15 protein-coding genes are annotated in these 16,065 nt (G+C 38.2%); 5 read left to right on the top strand and 10 right to left on the bottom strand.

Going from position 1 to position 16,065, the window contains the following annotated elements:
• The 6 genes from MY533_RS00755 to MY533_RS00730 form a co-directional block, all read right to left on the bottom strand.
• Positions 1-1,869 carry an ABC transporter permease gene (locus MY533_RS00755; protein ID WP_248717660.1) on the bottom strand — a complete coding sequence of 623 codons (1,869 nt, stop codon included), beginning with the start codon at positions 1,867-1,869 and terminating at the stop codon, positions 1-3.
• The gene (locus tag MY533_RS00750; RefSeq protein ID WP_132363565.1) at positions 1,856-2,623 is read right to left on the bottom strand and encodes an ABC transporter ATP-binding protein; all 768 of its coding nucleotides are present in this window, start codon (positions 2,621-2,623) and stop codon (positions 1,856-1,858) included. The genes MY533_RS00755 and MY533_RS00750 overlap by 14 nt, the downstream gene beginning before the upstream one ends.
• A gap of 185 nt (positions 2,624-2,808) precedes the next feature.
• Complete coding sequence (locus MY533_RS00745; RefSeq protein WP_248717659.1) at positions 2,809-3,285, bottom strand: glutathione peroxidase; 477 nt, start codon at positions 3,283-3,285, stop codon at positions 2,809-2,811.
• 19 nt (positions 3,286-3,304) lie between these two features.
• Positions 3,305-4,639, bottom strand: a complete 1,335-nt coding sequence (locus tag MY533_RS00740; protein ID WP_248717658.1) for an FAD-dependent oxidoreductase — start codon at positions 4,637-4,639, stop codon at positions 3,305-3,307.
• Between the two features lie 13 nt (positions 4,640-4,652).
• Positions 4,653-5,798, bottom strand: coding sequence for a VanZ family protein (locus tag MY533_RS00735; RefSeq protein WP_248717657.1), 1,146 nt, complete (start codon positions 5,796-5,798; stop codon positions 4,653-4,655).
• 298 nt (positions 5,799-6,096) lie between these two features.
• Positions 6,097-6,384 carry a DUF6509 family protein gene (locus tag MY533_RS00730; RefSeq protein ID WP_132363573.1) on the bottom strand — a complete coding sequence of 96 codons (288 nt, stop codon included), beginning with the start codon at positions 6,382-6,384 and terminating at the stop codon, positions 6,097-6,099.
• Positions 6,385-6,553: 169 nt separating this feature from the next.
• Between MY533_RS00730 and MY533_RS00725 the strand changes: the two genes are divergently transcribed.
• The 5 genes from MY533_RS00725 to tatC all read left to right on the top strand — a co-directional run bounded on the left by MY533_RS00725 (position 6,554) and on the right by tatC (position 11,898).
• Positions 6,554-7,738, top strand: a complete 1,185-nt coding sequence (locus MY533_RS00725; RefSeq protein ID WP_248717656.1) for an alanyl-tRNA editing protein — start codon at positions 6,554-6,556, stop codon at positions 7,736-7,738.
• A 330-nt stretch (positions 7,739-8,068) separates the two neighbouring features.
• Positions 8,069-8,815 (top strand): gluconate 2-dehydrogenase subunit 3 family protein, encoded by a 747-nt coding sequence (locus MY533_RS00720; RefSeq protein ID WP_248717655.1) that lies wholly within the window; start codon positions 8,069-8,071, stop codon positions 8,813-8,815.
• A gap of 14 nt (positions 8,816-8,829) precedes the next feature.
• Complete coding sequence (locus MY533_RS00715) at positions 8,830-10,542, top strand: GMC family oxidoreductase (RefSeq protein WP_248717654.1); 1,713 nt, start codon at positions 8,830-8,832, stop codon at positions 10,540-10,542.
• 295 nt (positions 10,543-10,837) lie between these two features.
• A complete protein-coding gene (gene tatA, locus MY533_RS00710; RefSeq protein ID WP_132363581.1) occupies positions 10,838-11,041 on the top strand; it encodes a twin-arginine translocase TatA/TatE family subunit in 204 nt (67 codons plus the stop codon).
• Between the two features lie 11 nt (positions 11,042-11,052).
• A complete protein-coding gene (gene tatC, locus MY533_RS00705; RefSeq protein WP_248717653.1) occupies positions 11,053-11,898 on the top strand; it encodes a twin-arginine translocase subunit TatC in 846 nt (281 codons plus the stop codon).
• A 14-nt stretch (positions 11,899-11,912) separates the two neighbouring features.
• Here the strand turns inward: tatC and MY533_RS00700 are convergent, their stop codons facing one another.
• The 4 genes from MY533_RS00700 to MY533_RS00685 all read right to left on the bottom strand — a co-directional run bounded on the left by MY533_RS00700 (position 11,913) and on the right by MY533_RS00685 (position 15,820).
• Positions 11,913-12,728 (bottom strand): metallophosphoesterase, encoded by an 816-nt coding sequence (locus tag MY533_RS00700; protein ID WP_132363585.1) that lies wholly within the window; start codon positions 12,726-12,728, stop codon positions 11,913-11,915.
• Positions 12,729-13,563: 835 nt separating this feature from the next.
• Entirely contained in the window at positions 13,564-14,286 is a 723-nt protein-coding gene (locus MY533_RS00695; protein ID WP_248717652.1) for an amino acid ABC transporter ATP-binding protein, read from the bottom strand.
• Complete coding sequence (locus tag MY533_RS00690) at positions 14,279-14,938, bottom strand: amino acid ABC transporter permease (RefSeq protein ID WP_132363591.1); 660 nt, start codon at positions 14,936-14,938, stop codon at positions 14,279-14,281. Before MY533_RS00690 ends, MY533_RS00695 begins: the two co-directional genes overlap by 8 nt.
• A gap of 84 nt (positions 14,939-15,022) precedes the next feature.
• Complete coding sequence (locus MY533_RS00685; protein ID WP_132363593.1) at positions 15,023-15,820, bottom strand: transporter substrate-binding domain-containing protein; 798 nt, start codon at positions 15,818-15,820, stop codon at positions 15,023-15,025.
• Positions 15,821-16,065 lie beyond the last annotated feature (245 nt).

Below are 16,065 nucleotides of genomic sequence, written 5' to 3'. Positions count from 1 at the left end.
TTAATTCCCCTGTCTAATAATTTTATAGAATGAACGAACTGTAAAGATATAATATACGCCGTAAATTGCTGAATAAGCAATCATCCACAGAATTACTGGTTTAGTAATATCCATACTAAATAGCTGTGAAAAGGCTAGTAGCGCAAATGCGCTATGGACGATGCCAACAAGGAGTGGTGCACTAAAGATAACGGCAACCTGCCCTGCAACTGTTTTTAGTATTTGTTTTTTGTTCACACCAATTTTATTTAAAATAGCATATTTAGGCTGATCTTCCTCTGCCTCTGTTAAAACTTTGAAGTAAATAATACTTCCTGTCGCTGCTAAAAATACTAATCCTAAAAAGCTTCCTACAAACAATAGTGATCCTACAGTAGCTAAACCATCCTCATAACTTTGCGGAACACTTGAAAACCCTTCTTGCTGTTCAGTAGATAATTGATTGTAAATTTCCTTTGAAATAGCCTGTTGCTTTAAGTCATTATCCATACCAACTACCTGCATTTTAACATCTTCTGCATTAGTTGCAGCGAACACTTTATCATTTACAACGAGGACTGTCCCAGCTGGAATAAAGTTTAATACACTCTCTGTATACATTTTATCCACATGGAATGATTCCCCGTTCTCTAATTTAAATTCTTCACCGGTAAAATCATGTGAAAAACGTTCATCAAAGCTTGTATCAAGTAAAACTGTTGCACCATTTGCAATGTGCAGTTGTTCATCTTTTCCCTGCAATTTTGCTAGACGATTATAGTCGGATTCCTTTAATAATGTATATTCAAAAAACGAAAATTCATTATCCACACGTAATTTTTTCACAGAAAGCGATTCGTTGTATAAGACGTCTTCTTGAGAAAATTTTACCGTATCGCCCTTCCACATAAATGTGTTAGGTAGCGCATGACGTACACTGGCTTCGGCATTGTAATACATACCGAAAACGCCGCCACCTGCTGTGATCGTTGTCGCACTTAAAATAGCGATAATAGAAAGTGATTTAGCATTTGCTCGAATACGGTACAATAATTGTGATACACCAATTAAATTCAAGCCTTTCCATGACCAAGAAGTTGCTTTTTTCAACGCCGTTAACACAAATACGCTAACACTATGGAATAATAAATATGTCCCTGCAATTGTCATACCTATAACCATTAGTGGCGTCCCTAATATTGTGAAGAATCTCCAAATTTTACTCGTAAAAATATCAGCTGACGCTGTATAATAACCAAATGCAAGTAGCGCTGTCCCAAGAATAGCTGCTATTAATGATGCACGTGGAATTTTCTCTCCTTGCTTCTCAGCATGAAACAGGTCAATCAATTTAAATTGATAGATGACACGATAGCCTTGTAAAGATGTGAATAAAAATAGTAGCGCAAAAATACATGTTGTATTGACTAGAGCCTCAGGGGAAAATGTTAAACTTCCTACAACCTCAAAGCCCATTAAACGTACTAAGATCATTAATAAACCTTGTGACATAAAGAATCCAAGAACAATCCCTAGTACTAGAGAAACAAAACCGATCACTAAATTCTCAAAAAAGAGCATTAAGCCGATTTTCTGTTTACGTACACCTAATAGCGAATAAAGTGCTACTTCCTTTTTACGTTTTTTCATAAAAAACGAATTGGAATACGCCATAAAGATGACGATAAAGAATAATAACACAACAGATGATCCACTCATTAAGCCTTTAATTTGCCGTGAAAATTGTTGTGAGGCTAAAATATCATCATTATATTTTAATGTCACAAACGTAAAGTAGATGACGATACTAAAAACCATCGAGGCGATATATAAAAAGTAGTTCGACAAATTACGCTGAATATTTTTACGCGCTAAACTAAATAACGTCATTTACTCCACCTCCGATGCCAGCAAGCACCTGTAAAATCTCTTGGAAAAATTGCTTTCTTGTTTGAGTACCACGATGAATTTCCTTAGAAAGCTGTCCATCTTGAATAAATAGAATGCGCTGGCAAAAGCTTGCTGCGAATGCATCATGCGTCACCATCATAATAGTGGACGCTTGAGAATTATTCAAATCACTTAAACTTTCAAGTAAGTCTGTTGCTGATTTTGAATCCAGAGCACCAGTTGGCTCATCCGCAAATATTAATTTCGGCTCTGTCACTAATGCACGTGATGATGCTGTACGTTGTTTTTGCCCGCCAGAAATTTGGTAAGGGTATTTATCGAGTAACTCTTTTATCCCAAATAGTGTAGCTATGCGTTCTACCTTTGCGTTAATTGCCTTTGTTGGCACTTTTGCAATCGCAAGTGGCAGTACGATATTTTCACGAACGGTTAAAGAATCAAGTAAGTTATAGTCTTGGAAAATAAAACCTAGATTGTCGCGACGAAAATCTGCTAACTCTGCGTCCTTCATGCGCGCTAAGTTTGTATCACCAATAATGATTTCACCAGTCGTTGGTGTATCGATTGTCGCTAACACATTTAGTAGCGTCGATTTCCCAGCCCCCGAAGGCCCCATTACACCAACAAACTCTCCTTTTTCTACTTCAAATGATATATTCGATAGCGCTGTAAATGTATTTGCGCCTTTGCCGTAAGTTTTTTCTACATTTTGTACCTTTAATAATGGCGTCATAAACGCTCACCTCTTCTTTCTGACTTTAGTATACGACCCCAAACTTACAACAAAGTTGTCGCAAGCTTACAACAACCTTAAATTGTAGACAATTTATCGAGAATTTTTTGCACTTTATCGAAACTTTTATGTGTTTTATCGACCAAAAAGGATTCACACACAAACTGTGCGTGAATCCTCCAACTTTAGTATGCTAATACTTTTTTAATATCATTCTCAAAACTACTTGGCTTATCCGCTGAACCATAGCGTCCTACAACCTCACCATTACGATTCACAAGGAATTTGGTGAAATTCCACTTTATACGGTTGCCTAGAAAGCCTTTAGAATGGGATGTCAAATGCTCAAAAATAGGGTGTGCATCTTTACCATTGACCTTTACGATTTCATGCATCGGGAATGTCACACCATATGTCAAACGACATTGGGACGCCGCTTCCTCAGCAGTCGCAACTTCTTGCTTAAACTGATTTGATGGGAAGCCAAGAATAACAAGGCCTTTATCCTGATACTTTTTATATAGATCTTCTAATTCTTCAAACTGTGGTGTAAAACCACATTTGGAAGCCGTATTAACAATTAACATTGCCTTACCCTTATAACGATCTAAACTATACTCAGTACCATCGTCTAAAGCGACTTGAATGTCGTAAATGCTCATTTCTAATTACCCCCTAATATTATAAACGCCCATTTTTTCTGGCAATCTGCTGTAGAGGATCCCAAACACCATTGAATGGAGGCGCGTAGGCTAAATCTAAATCTAGTAAATCTGGTAATGTCATTTTATTGTATAAGGCGGTCGCAAACACATCGATCCGTTTATCAACACCTGCTGGTCCAACAATTTGTGCTCCTAAAAGTTGTTGATCTCGTTTACGAACAACAATTTTAATAAACATCCGTTGAGCACCAGGGTAATAACCTGCAATATGGCGGGCAGATAATTTAAAGGCCTCATACTCAAAGCCCAGCTCTTTAGCCTTGCGCTCATTAATACCTGTCGTAGCGATTGTTAAATTGAAAAACTTTAAGATTGAAGTACCTACAATACCGCTAAACGGCGCAGATTTGCCTGACATATTGAGTCCCGCTAAACGACCTTGCTTATTAGCAGTCGTGCCAAGAGGTACATAATCTAAGCGTTCTTTTACAATATTAAAATGCGTTGCACAATCTCCCGCAGCATAAATATGGTCAACAGATGTCTCTAAATGTCGATTGACGATAACTGCACCATTTTTAGCTAGTGCTACACCTGTTCCCTCTAAAAATTGTGTATTCGGTTTAATTCCAACAGCCATAATGACTAAATCTGTATCAAAAGCGCCATTGTCCGTAATGACACGCTCAACACGGTGATTGCCCTCAAACGCCTCTACTTTTGTATTTAGCACAAGCTCGATGTCATTCTTTTTTGCTTCCTCATGAACATGTTGCGCAAGCTCTTCGTCTAAAATTCTTGCAACATAGCTACCTCGTTGAATCAATCTTACTTTTTTACCACAAGCATGTATCGTCTCGGCCATTTCTAGCCCAATATAGCCTGCACCTATAATTGTTACATTTTCTATATCTAACGTTAAATCAGCTAGTAAATCCTCTAGCTGCGGTATTGTTTTCACCGTGTGTATACCAGCTAAATCTGAACCCTTCTCCACCGGTATAATAGGATCTGCACCTGTTGCAATAAGTAGCTTATCATAAGGAATTTCAAACGATTCCCCGGACGACTGCGTTCCAAACACTAGCTTCTGTTCGACATCAATTCTGGTCACCTCATGACCAACACGGGCATCAATACGATACTTATCACGAAAAGTTTCTACATCTCTTGCTATAAGACGCTTAGTCGATGAAATACGCCCATCTACCACATAGGGCAAGCCACACTGCCCATATGAATAAATAAAGCCACGTTCTACAGATGTAATCTCTGCTCCTGGTACATTTCGATATATTTCCATTGCTGCTGACATTCCGGCAGCATCTCCTCCAATGATTACGTATTTCATCCAACAATCCCCCTTATTTTTTTCTCGTTGCTAGTAAGCCTGCGTAATAGTCCATAAATAAACGGCGTCTACCTCCACTTACGATGACCCGTATTACATGAATAGCAATTACCATCGTTAGAACAAAATTCGCAATAAAGGCTAGCAATGTAATGACAATTTGCAGTACATAAAATGGTGAATCCATATCTAATTGAATATTTCCAAAAGTTGTTATCATTTGCGACGTACATACTACCACGAGAATAGCAACACAACGGCGCCAAGATTGACTGACAATACTTTTACCATTTTCACTGACCATTGTAAAACGCATAAATTTCATCCCTAATGTTGCCCCACCTGTAAAGCTTGGAACAACTCCAAATAGCAACATATACAAAGCAATTTTCACTAAAAACTCGAACATGCCACTATAGCCTGTTACGACACTAACGAAGAACAAAATGAACTGTGCGATTATCAAATCCACTGCTAGTGCTAACAAAATAGATAATGGCTTGATGATATCTTTTTCGACCATTTCTGCTGCTTTAGCCGCTACCTCTTCATGTGAAGGAAACAGCGCCCACACAACAGGGGCTAAAAAGAATCCTAATAGTGCACCAACACTGTTAAGCATTAAATCATCCACATCAAAAATTCGATACGCACAATTAAAGATGCCATAAATCCCCGTAAATTGAGTTACCTCATAAAACAATGTTAGCAAAAAGCTAAATAGAAATGCACGCTTCCAGTACTCTCTTTTTTTAAGAAAATAACGCAAGTATACTCCGAATGGCATGAGCAGTAAGAAATTATAGAAAGCTTGATAAAAAGCGGGCTGCTTCGGTATATAAATCCACGTTGATGGATTCGTCAGAACAATCCCACTATCCTTTAAAATATCCGTGACAAATTGAAAAGGATGTAAATTATAATGGACTGTATCTGCAGCTTGTAGAGAGCAAGTATCACGTGTTTCCGGGAAAGGTAGTAAAACTAAGCATAATGCCGATAAAAAGTAAAAAATAAAGGAGAACATAATAATCGTTTTGGATACAGATAAGTAGCCATATTTCCGATACGTATAAATAAGCCAAGGTACAAATAGTATAAAGGAAAAGAAAATTGTTATTAACAAAGCTACCATAATAGAATGTGTATAAACTGACATAGAACACCTCTTCACCATAAAGTGTGGTTGATTTCCGTTCCGACTGGACGTCCGATGAGCCGCTTCAGTGATAAACTTCAAAATAACCTTAAACTTAGTTTAGCACTTGAATACAACACGAATGTTTCACCAACCTTAAATAATCTTAACTAATGATGTAAAGTTAAAATTCCGCGTAAACTCCCAGGAGACAAACAAGAGTACGCCAATGTAGCTCGTGCCTGCCTACTGAAAGAAGAGCGGAATTTTACCAAATAAGAATATTAATTTTTGTTGGAAAGGCATTTACGCGAACATATTATGCTTTTGCAATTTCCTCATTGCAGAATGCTAAAATTTCCTCTAGCTCTTCATCCTCTAATGCAAAGTCTAAATATTCACCTTCAGCTTTTTCCATGATGAAGTAATTTAAAATAAATGACTCTTCACCTTTTTCAGCAATTAGTACACGAATTTCAATTCCTGCTTCGTGATAAAGCTCATCCTCTTCATCAATATCTACATCTAAAATAAATTCGTAGCGCTTGCCTTCAATAATGTTTGTTGGATCTAATATTTCTTCCATTGAGAATTGTGTAATTTCCATTGTACGATCTCCTTTAAGTTAACCTGTTCTTATATATATTAAATCAAATTCAGCATGGGTCAAATAGAAAACTCATATACACTAGAAAGTAATTATGCCACAATGAAATGGAACTAATTGAGAGATATGATTCTCATATGAATACTCTACATAAAGGGGAGGCTTTTTCTTGAAAGAACTACTATATTATCAAGATGTTATGCTGCGTGAATTTAATGCAACATTTGTCAATAAAGGGACCGATTTAGATGGCCGTAACTACGTGGTGCTATCAAATACTGCATTTTATCCAACTGGAGGCGGACAACCTCATGACACAGGTACTTTAAATGATATCGAGGTCATCGATGTTGAGAAAATGAATGATGAAATTCGTCATTATATTCAAGGTGACTCTTCAAATTTAGTTGGTGAAGTGCATGGTAAATTGAATTGGCAACGGCGCTTTGATCATATGCAGCAGCATGCAGGTCAACATATTTTAACAGCGGCTTTTGTCGAGCTTTTTGATGCACCTACCGTTAGCTTCCACTTGGGCACTGAGCAGGTCACAATTGATATTGCAGTGGATACCCTAACGGAAGAGCAGCTTGTAGCAGCAGAAGCTCGTGCTAATGAAATTATTCTAGAGAATCTTCCGATTGAAACGAAATGGATTACAGAAAAAGAACTGGAGAACTATAGCCTACGTAAAGAGGTAGCCGTCACAGGAGATATTCGACTTGTTATTATTCCGGACTTTGATTACAACGGTTGTGGCGGTACACATCCAACATCTACAGGACAAGTAAGTGCGATAAAAATCCTTGGCACTGAAAAAATGAAGGGTAATATTCGTATCTCCTTTGTCTGTGGTTACAGGGTTTTAGCAGAGCTTGCCATGCGCAAGAAAGTACTAGCTGACGTTGCAAGACAATTAAGTGTACCTGAGGTTGAAGCAGCTACAGCACTTACAAAAATGTTAACTACACAGAAAAATACAGAAAAAGCACTCGTAGCAGCAAAAGAGGAGCTACTGAATTATGAAGCAAAGGCGCTAGTATCTAGTAAAGAACGTATTATTACTGCAGCCTTTACTCAGCGTACTATGCAAGAGCTGCAAAAATTAGCTAGAACTATTGTCGCTGAGCAGACTGAAGCGATCGTATTACTTATTTCAGAAAATGAAGACAAGCTCCAGTTTGTCGCAGCACGTGGTGCAAAAGTTGAGAAAAGTATGAAGGACATTGCTGCAAAAGCATTGCCACTCATTAACGGAAAAGGTGGCGGCAGTGAGCAGATGGTACAAGGCGGTGGCGAGCGTATTATTTCTACCGAGCAACTTTTTGAAGCTATGCAAGAAGTAGTTCAATAACAAATCATTTCGATGATAGGAGCTCCCCATTGCTGGGGTAGCTCCTTAACTCATTTATGGCATCGTTTACTGAACATCCTATTGCCGCTATCTCCCCCATTGATAATTATCCACAGACATTTGCTCAGCTGCAGTAATCATTATCTTATTTCCCCACACATTATCCACATTCAATGCACAACTTATCCACAATCTATCCCGATTACATTAAATTGAATCATCGATTGGATTAAATTATAAATTTTACCAGGGATACCTGATTATAATTTACTTTTTTTGCTGATTATAAAAAATAGAATAGTTTCTATACATTTTGAGGGGAGGATTTCTATGAGTTCGGAAAAAGATATTTCACGTCGTGATTTTTTGAAAACGACAGGGATTGCAGCAGGTACATTAGTCGGCGGTGGATTAATAGGAGGCCTTGTAGGCTATAACATGCCTGGTAAAGGAACTGCTACGCTAGAGCATGGTCAGCATGGAACTGCTACTGAAGAGACTGGCTCGCCAAAAGCTAAAATGTTTTTTATGAATCAAAGAGATTTCAATATTTTAGCAAATGCGACTGAACGTATTTTCCCTGAGGACGATTTAGGTCCAGGGGCAAAGGGCTTAGATGTGCCTTACTTTATCGACCATCAGCTAGCAGGCCAATATGGTAGTAATTCTAAAGAATACATGCATGGACCATTCGGTGAGGGTGCGCCAACACAAGGTTATCAGAGTCGTTTAACGCGAGCGGAAATTTTTAAGCAAGGTGTCCAAAGGTTGGAGTCGGAAGCACAGAATCGCTATAAAAAGAGCTTCAATGATATAGAGGCTAAGCAAATGGATGAAATTTTAACTGCCTTCCAGAAAGGCGACGTACAAATGAGTGGCGTCACATCTGCTTTCTTCTTTACTTTATTACGTGCAGCAACATTAGAAGGTGCTTACTCTGACCCTATATATGGCGGTAATCGTAATATGGATGGCTGGCGTATGAAAGGCTTCCCCGGTCATCAAATGGCGTATATTACGCAAATCGAAGAACCGAAATTCCAAAAAATTGAGCCTAATTCATTAGGTAGCCACTAATAGGGGGTTAGTAAATGGCAAAAACATTACCAAGTGTAGATGTTGTAACAGTCGGGGTAGGTTGGACCGGTGGCATTGTCGCTGCAGAGTGCTCGAAGGCAGGCTTAAAGGTCGTTGGCTTAGAGCGTGGACAAAAGCGCGGCACGGAAGATTATTTGACAATCCACGATGAGTATCGTTATGCAATTCGTTATGATTTAATGCAAAATCTCTCAAAGGAAACGATCAGCTTCCGTAATAATCGGAATATGAAGGCATTGCCTATGCGTCAGCTCGGTTCCTTTTTACTTGGGGAAGGGCTTGGCGGCTCTGGTACACATTGGAACGGTATGTCGTATCGCTTCTTACCGTATGATTTTCAAATTAAAACAATGACAGACAAACGTTATGGTGCGAATAAGCTTGGACCTGATTATTTATTACAGGATTGGGCATTAACATACGATGAACTTGAGCCCTATTTCGACAAATTCGAAAAAACGTCCGGTATTTCAGGTGATGATAAAAATCCTTTTAGCGGGAAACGTTCAAATCCTTATCCGACGGGGCCAATGAAAATGACACCGATGCTTACGCAATTTGAAACAGCTGCAAAAAAATTAAAACTATCGCCTTACATGGTACCTTCTGCAAATTTATCAGAAGTTTATAAGAACCCTGACGGTGAAACGATTAATGCTTGTCAATACTGCGGCTTCTGTGAACGCTTTGGTTGTGAATATGGCGCCAAATCATCTGCGGAGGTTACTGTTGTTCCTACTGCATTAAAAACAGGTAACTTTGACTTACGCTATAATTCCAATGTTGTTGAAATTTTAAAGAAAGGCAATAAAGTAACTGGTGTCCGATACATCGATACGATATCTGGTGAAGAATTTATTCAACCAGCAAACGCTGTTGTACTTACTAGTTATGTCTTTAATAATGCCAAGTTATTGATGGTCTCTAACATTGGGGAACGATATGATCCAGCTACTGGAAGAGGGACACTTGGAAGAAACTATTGCTATCAAATACTTCCTGGAGCTGCAGGGTTTTTCGATGAGCAGTATAACACATTTATGGGTGCAGGTGCCCTTGGTATGAGTTTAGATGATTATAATGGAGATAATTTCGATCATAGTGATTTAGATTTTATTCACGGTGGAAATATAGCTCTGACACAAACAGGTGCGCGTCCTATTGGCTCAAACCCAACACCTCCTGATACGCCAACATGGGGATCAGAATTTAAAAAACAATCTATTCATTTCTATACACGCTCATTCGGGATTGGTGCACAGGGTGCTTCAATGCCACATAAAGAAAATTATTTATCTCTAGATTCTACGTATAAGGATGCTTACGGCTTACCTCTTGTACAGTTAACCTACAACTTTACGGATCAGGATCGCGCACTTCATAAATATATTTCAGCACGTGCAGCTGACATTATGAAAGAAATGGGCGCTAAAATTGTTGTCCCAAATGCTGAAATCACTGATTACAATATTGTACCGTATCAAACAACCCATAATACAGGCGGAACAGTTATGAGCTTAAAGCCAGAGGATGGCGTTGTGAATAACTACTTGCAACATTGGAATGCAGAAAATCTTTTTGCTGTGAGTGCCGGAAACTTTGCACACAATAGTGGCTATAACCCAACAGGTACTTTAGGGGCACTTGCCTACCGCTGTGCAGAGGGTGTTGTGAAATATAGCAAATCAGGTGGTTCCTTAGTATAACTTCTTTTTAGCGGGTGTTTGGACACCCGCTAAAATAGAGGAACTGAGTCTAAGAACGCCACGTCCTGTGGCAAGTTATCTGTGCGAAAGCGAAGCGACAACAACAACACACTACTGAGTGACCAACATCTTCTGTTAACGCTGCGTTAGTACTACGCTTTCGCGCAAAAAACATCTGTTGGTCGGATGTCACAGAATCGAAAAAGGAGTTCTTTGTGCTTGCACAAAGCCGATTCCAAATGCAATTATGCCGAGGCATGATTGATATACTAATTTTTTAAAAGGAGGTAAGACTATGGGAGGTCTCGGAGCAATTGGGGTACCTGGGTTAATCATTATTTTAGTCATTGTTTTAATCGTGTTTGGTCCAAAAAAATTGCCGGAAATCGGTGGTGCAGTCGGTAAAACATTTGCAGAGTTCAAAAAGTCCACGAAGGGGCTTATCGATGATGAGGATGATTCAGTGAAAAAAGAAGAAAAAAAATCTGACGCTTCGTAGGAGGTTGTCCTATGGATCCATATGAAGAAGGAAAAAGAAAATATTTAAGTCCACTTGATAAGCAAGAAGCTGAGCCTCTCACACCTGTAGAGGCTTTTGTTGAAGTTCCAGTTGAGACAATTGAACCGGATACGGAAGCCGATGGGTCCCTTTTTCCAATAGCCTCATTGCTTGAACATCTTACAGAACTGCGAAAACAAATTATTAAAGGGCTTATCGTATTTATTTTATTTTTTATTATCGTATTCTCTACTATTAATAGTTGGTTCCCTTATGTAACTCGAGGACATACACTAATTATTTTAGGGCCGTTAGAGGTTGTCAAATTTTATATGACGATTTCCACAACATTAGCATTTGGGCTATCAATGCCATTTTTAGTTCATTTTTTGTGGAGTTTCGTAAAGCCAGGTTTAAAAGAAGAAGAAAGCCGTTTCCTCGGTCTTTATGCACCTGTCATGCTTTTACTCTTTTTATTAGGCGTAGCTTTCGGTTACTTTATTGTGAATCCACTTAGCTATTCATTTTTAGTAAGTGTTGGAGCAGCTAATTTTGATGTGATGGTATCCGCAAATGAATACATGCATTTTTTAGTGATGACAACTGTACCACTCGGACTACTCTTTGAATTACCAATTGTAGCCCTCTTTTTATCGGCCATTGGTGTACTAACGGCTGAATCCATGAAAAAAATACGAGGCTGGTCTTATATCGGGATGGGCGTTGGTTCTGCTGTAATTACACCACCGGATTTTATTAGTCAGCTACTCGTCTTAATTCCGATGATTATTTTATATGAAATAAGTATCTACCTTGTTAAACGTATAGAGCGTAAACAAATAGAAAGCACTGCGTAGCAAAGACGCAGTGCTTATTTTTTCTTTAATTCCATGACAACAATCTCTGGTGGATTAAAAATCCGCATAGGTACTGTACTGTTGCCTAATCCTCGACTAACGACCATAGTTGTTGTGCCTTCTTTAGAAAGACCAGCCGTATATTTCGGGAATATTCCCTGTCCTCGTGCGAAAAGACCGCCAATACCAGGAATTCGAACTTGTCCACCATGGGCATGTCCTGCAAATACTAAATCAATTCCAAACTCTACATACGTATTAAACACTTCTGGTCGATGTGCTAGTAATATCGTTAATATATTTGGTGGAACATTTTTAGTTGCTATTTCTAGCATTTCTTTCGTTGTTCTACCTGATAACGGATCTTCTATGCCAACAATCGCCAAGCGCTCCCCGTCGCGCTCAATAAAGGTCGATTCATTGGACAAAACATGTACACCTAACGATGATAGCTCCTCATAAATTTCATTCACTTTATTCGTCGCTACTTCATGGTTTCCTAGTACATAATAGACATCCGCTAATTTAACTAATCCTCTAGCAGCTTGCAAGCTTCGCTCCAAATCATAACGATTACTATCAACTAAATCACCTGTAATAAAAATTAGGTCAGGATTTGTTGCTTTCACCTTTGCTATGAGCTTCTCTTGCTGTTCGCCAAAGAGAGCATCCTGTAAATCTGATATTTGTGTAATGCGTAGCCCATCGAAGCTGGCAGGCACTTTTTCTGACTCGAATTCATACTTGCTTACAACCAGCCAGTGATTGTTTACGTACAAAAAAATGACTATAAAAACAACAAAAAAAGCTACATATAATAATTTTTTCAATCGCAATCGCTCACCCTAGGCTACTTTTTCATCAGATCAATTTCGCCTTGGCGTAATCGCCGCTAACGCTTTGCTTCGCGCAAATAAACAATGCGTCCGAATTTTCCACAATTCAACCCTTTAAAAATCCGTGACATCCGCCGGAGGCTTTGGCCAACATATGTTGATCACTCAGTCGTGTGCTGTTGTTGTTGTTGTTGCTGTCGCTTCGCTTTCGCACAGACAAAACCCGTGTTGCTGTCGCTTCGCTTTCGCACAGACAAAACCCGTGTTGCTGTCGCTTCGCTTTCGCACAGACAAAACCCGTGTTGCTGTCGCTTCGCTTTCGCACAGACAACTTGCCACAGGACGTGGCGTTCTTTGCTTAAGTTCCTCTATTTCAGTAGATACTCACTGAAAAGGAACACATGCACATTCATCTCATCACCTTGGAGAGTTGGGAGATTCTACTGAATGAAGATAAAAATCTGACCCCCCTATTATAAGCATAAAACAAAATAATTGTAAGCACATACACAGAAAATCATTAGATTGAACGAAAGAGTAACCCAAAAGTGCTACATTTAAAGGTTACTCTAAAGTAGGGCAAGAATGATCAAGATTATTTTTGAACTCTTCAAACATATTAAACCGAGTGATAAAAGCTTATCTACTCAGGCTTAAATATCACTAACTTGAAATGCCTACTTGCTCTTCAAATCTATGACTATTGAAATATTTTTTGCTATTAAGAAAATTACGGGGCCCTGAAGAGATAAAATAAAATGAATACCTCAACAAAAACAAAAAGCGCATTTAGACACTCCTTTTAGAAAGTCTAAATGCGTTATGTCGTTTATAATACTTTTTCTAAGAAATCCTTCGCACGCTGAGTAGACGGTGCGGCAAAAAACTGTTCTGGTGATGTATCCTCAATTAACTTTCCGCCGTCAAGGAATAGTATACGGTCAGCCACTTCACGTGCAAAGCCCATCTCATGCGTTACGATTAACATCGTCATCCCAGTATCAGCAAGATTTTTCATAACCGCTAATACCTCTTTTACCATTTCAGGATCAAGAGCAGAAGTAGGCTCATCAAATAACATTACTTTTGGATCCATTGCAAGTGCTCGGGCAATGGCAACACGTTGCTTCTGCCCTCCTGATAGACGGTTTGGATATTCATTGCGCTTATCAAATAGGCCTACCTTCATTAATAAATCTTCAGCCTTTTTAATCGCAGCTGCCTTATCCATTCCCTTCACATTAATCGGTGCATATGTTAAATTTTCAAGTACCGTTTTATGAGGGAAAAGATGAAAATGTTGAAATACCATACCGACTTCTTCACGGATCTTCATAATGTTTGTCCCTTTGTCCGTTAGAACGTCGCCAGCAATTGTAATCTTTCCGCTCGTTGGCTCTTCTAATAAATTTAAGCAGCGCAGGAATGTTGATTTACCAGACCCTGATGGTCCAATAATAGCAATTACTTCTTTTTCTTTAATTTCTGTTGAAATACCTTTTAGTACTTCATTTTTCCCATATGATTTGTGTAAATCTTCAATTTTAATCACTTTTTCTCATTCCTTTCTCGATTCGTTTGCCAAGGAACGTTAATACAAGTGTCATAATGTAGTAGATTACACCTGCAAATAGTAAAGGTTCTAGATAGCGATATGTTGCACCACCAACAATGTAAGCACGGCGCATAATATCAAGTGCACTAATAACTGTGACAACAGCTGTTTCTTTATTTAATGTAATAAACTCATTGACTAAAGATGGCAAAATATTTTTTATTGCTTGTGGGATAATAATATCCTTCATCATTTTTGCATACGGAATACCAAGTGCTTGTGCCGCTTCCATCTGTCCTTTATCTACGGCATTAATACCAGCGCGAATGATTTCAGAAATATAGGCACCTGAGTTTAACCCAAATGCAATAATAGCCGTTGGAACTGGGTCAATTTGAATATCTAATAACTGTGGCACTGCATAGTAAATAATCATTAATTGTAATACGAGCGGTGTGCCACGGAAAATCGATGTATAAAAATCTGCAAACCAACGCAAAACATTCACTTTACCAATTTTACATAACGCTAGTAATATACCAATTATAAAACCGATGATTGAAGCACCGATTGCAATTTGAAGTGTAACACCTATCCCTTTTAATATGTAAGGAATAGAGGGAATGATAGCTGTAAAATCTAAATTCACAGTGCCCCCTCCTTTCTTGTGTTCTTTTAAGGAAATGAAAGTATAAGCGATAGCTCGAAATAGAGCTATCGCAGTCCTACTTGCTTATTTAACTTTTAACCATTTTTCTTCTAGCTCTTTAATTTTGCCTTCAGCAGCTAATTCTTTTAATGCTTTGTTAATTTTATCTTTAAGATCGCTACCTTTTTGAACAGCGATTGCTTTGAAGTCTTCAGGTTGCTCTTTAACAAGGAACGCCTCAAGTTTATCATTCGTATCAAGATAACCTTTTGCTACACCACTTTCTACAATTCCAGCATCTAAACGTTTAGACATCATGTCTTGAATAATTTCAGGAATTCGTGTACGTCCTTCAACTGTTGCATCTACTTCTGTAGCAATTTTGTTGCCTAATTTTTCTTGAATTGAAGCGTTTTGAACACCAATTTTTTTACCAGCTAAATCAGCTTCTTTTTTAATTCCACTATCCTTTTTCACGATAAACACTTGCTCTGTTTGATTATATTTATCAGAGAAATCTACAACTTTTTCACGTTCTTTATCAGGAGACATACCAGAAATAACAACATCCACTTTACCTGCTTGTAGAGCTGGTACTAGACTATTGAAGTCAATATCTTGAACTTGCATTTCTGCACCAATCTTGTCACCAACTAATTTAATTAAATCGATATCAAAACCAATAATGTCTTCACCTTTTGCAGCGTCAACATACTCAAATGGTGCATAATCAGATGAAGTACCTACTTTTAATACTTGCTTTTCTTCTGTGCCTTCGCTTGCATTTGTTTTTTTATCGCTTGCCTTATCATCTTTTGCGCCACATGCTGCTAATACACCAATTACTAGCACAAGCATTAGCATAAAAATTTTGTTTTTCATATTCACGATCCCCTTTTAATTGTATTTTTTGTCTATAAAAATCTACGTTCTCGAAATTAATAAAATGGATATTTATTCACTTTAGAGAATAAAAAATCTATCTGCTAATAAGATATACCCTTTTGACGTAATAATCAAGCAAAACTAAAAATTTTCCGATAAAACATTTTACACTTAATTTTCAGATAAATCAATCTACTCAGACAAATGCAGCAGTTATATTCAACAAAGGACCCCCAAAAATG

This window comes from Lysinibacillus sp. Ag94 (assembly GCF_023242215.1).
GTDB lineage: Bacteria > Bacillota > Bacilli > Bacillales_A > Planococcaceae > Lysinibacillus.
The sequence above is the reverse complement of the archived record's forward strand: the minus strand, read 5'-3'. Positions and strand labels throughout refer to the sequence as shown.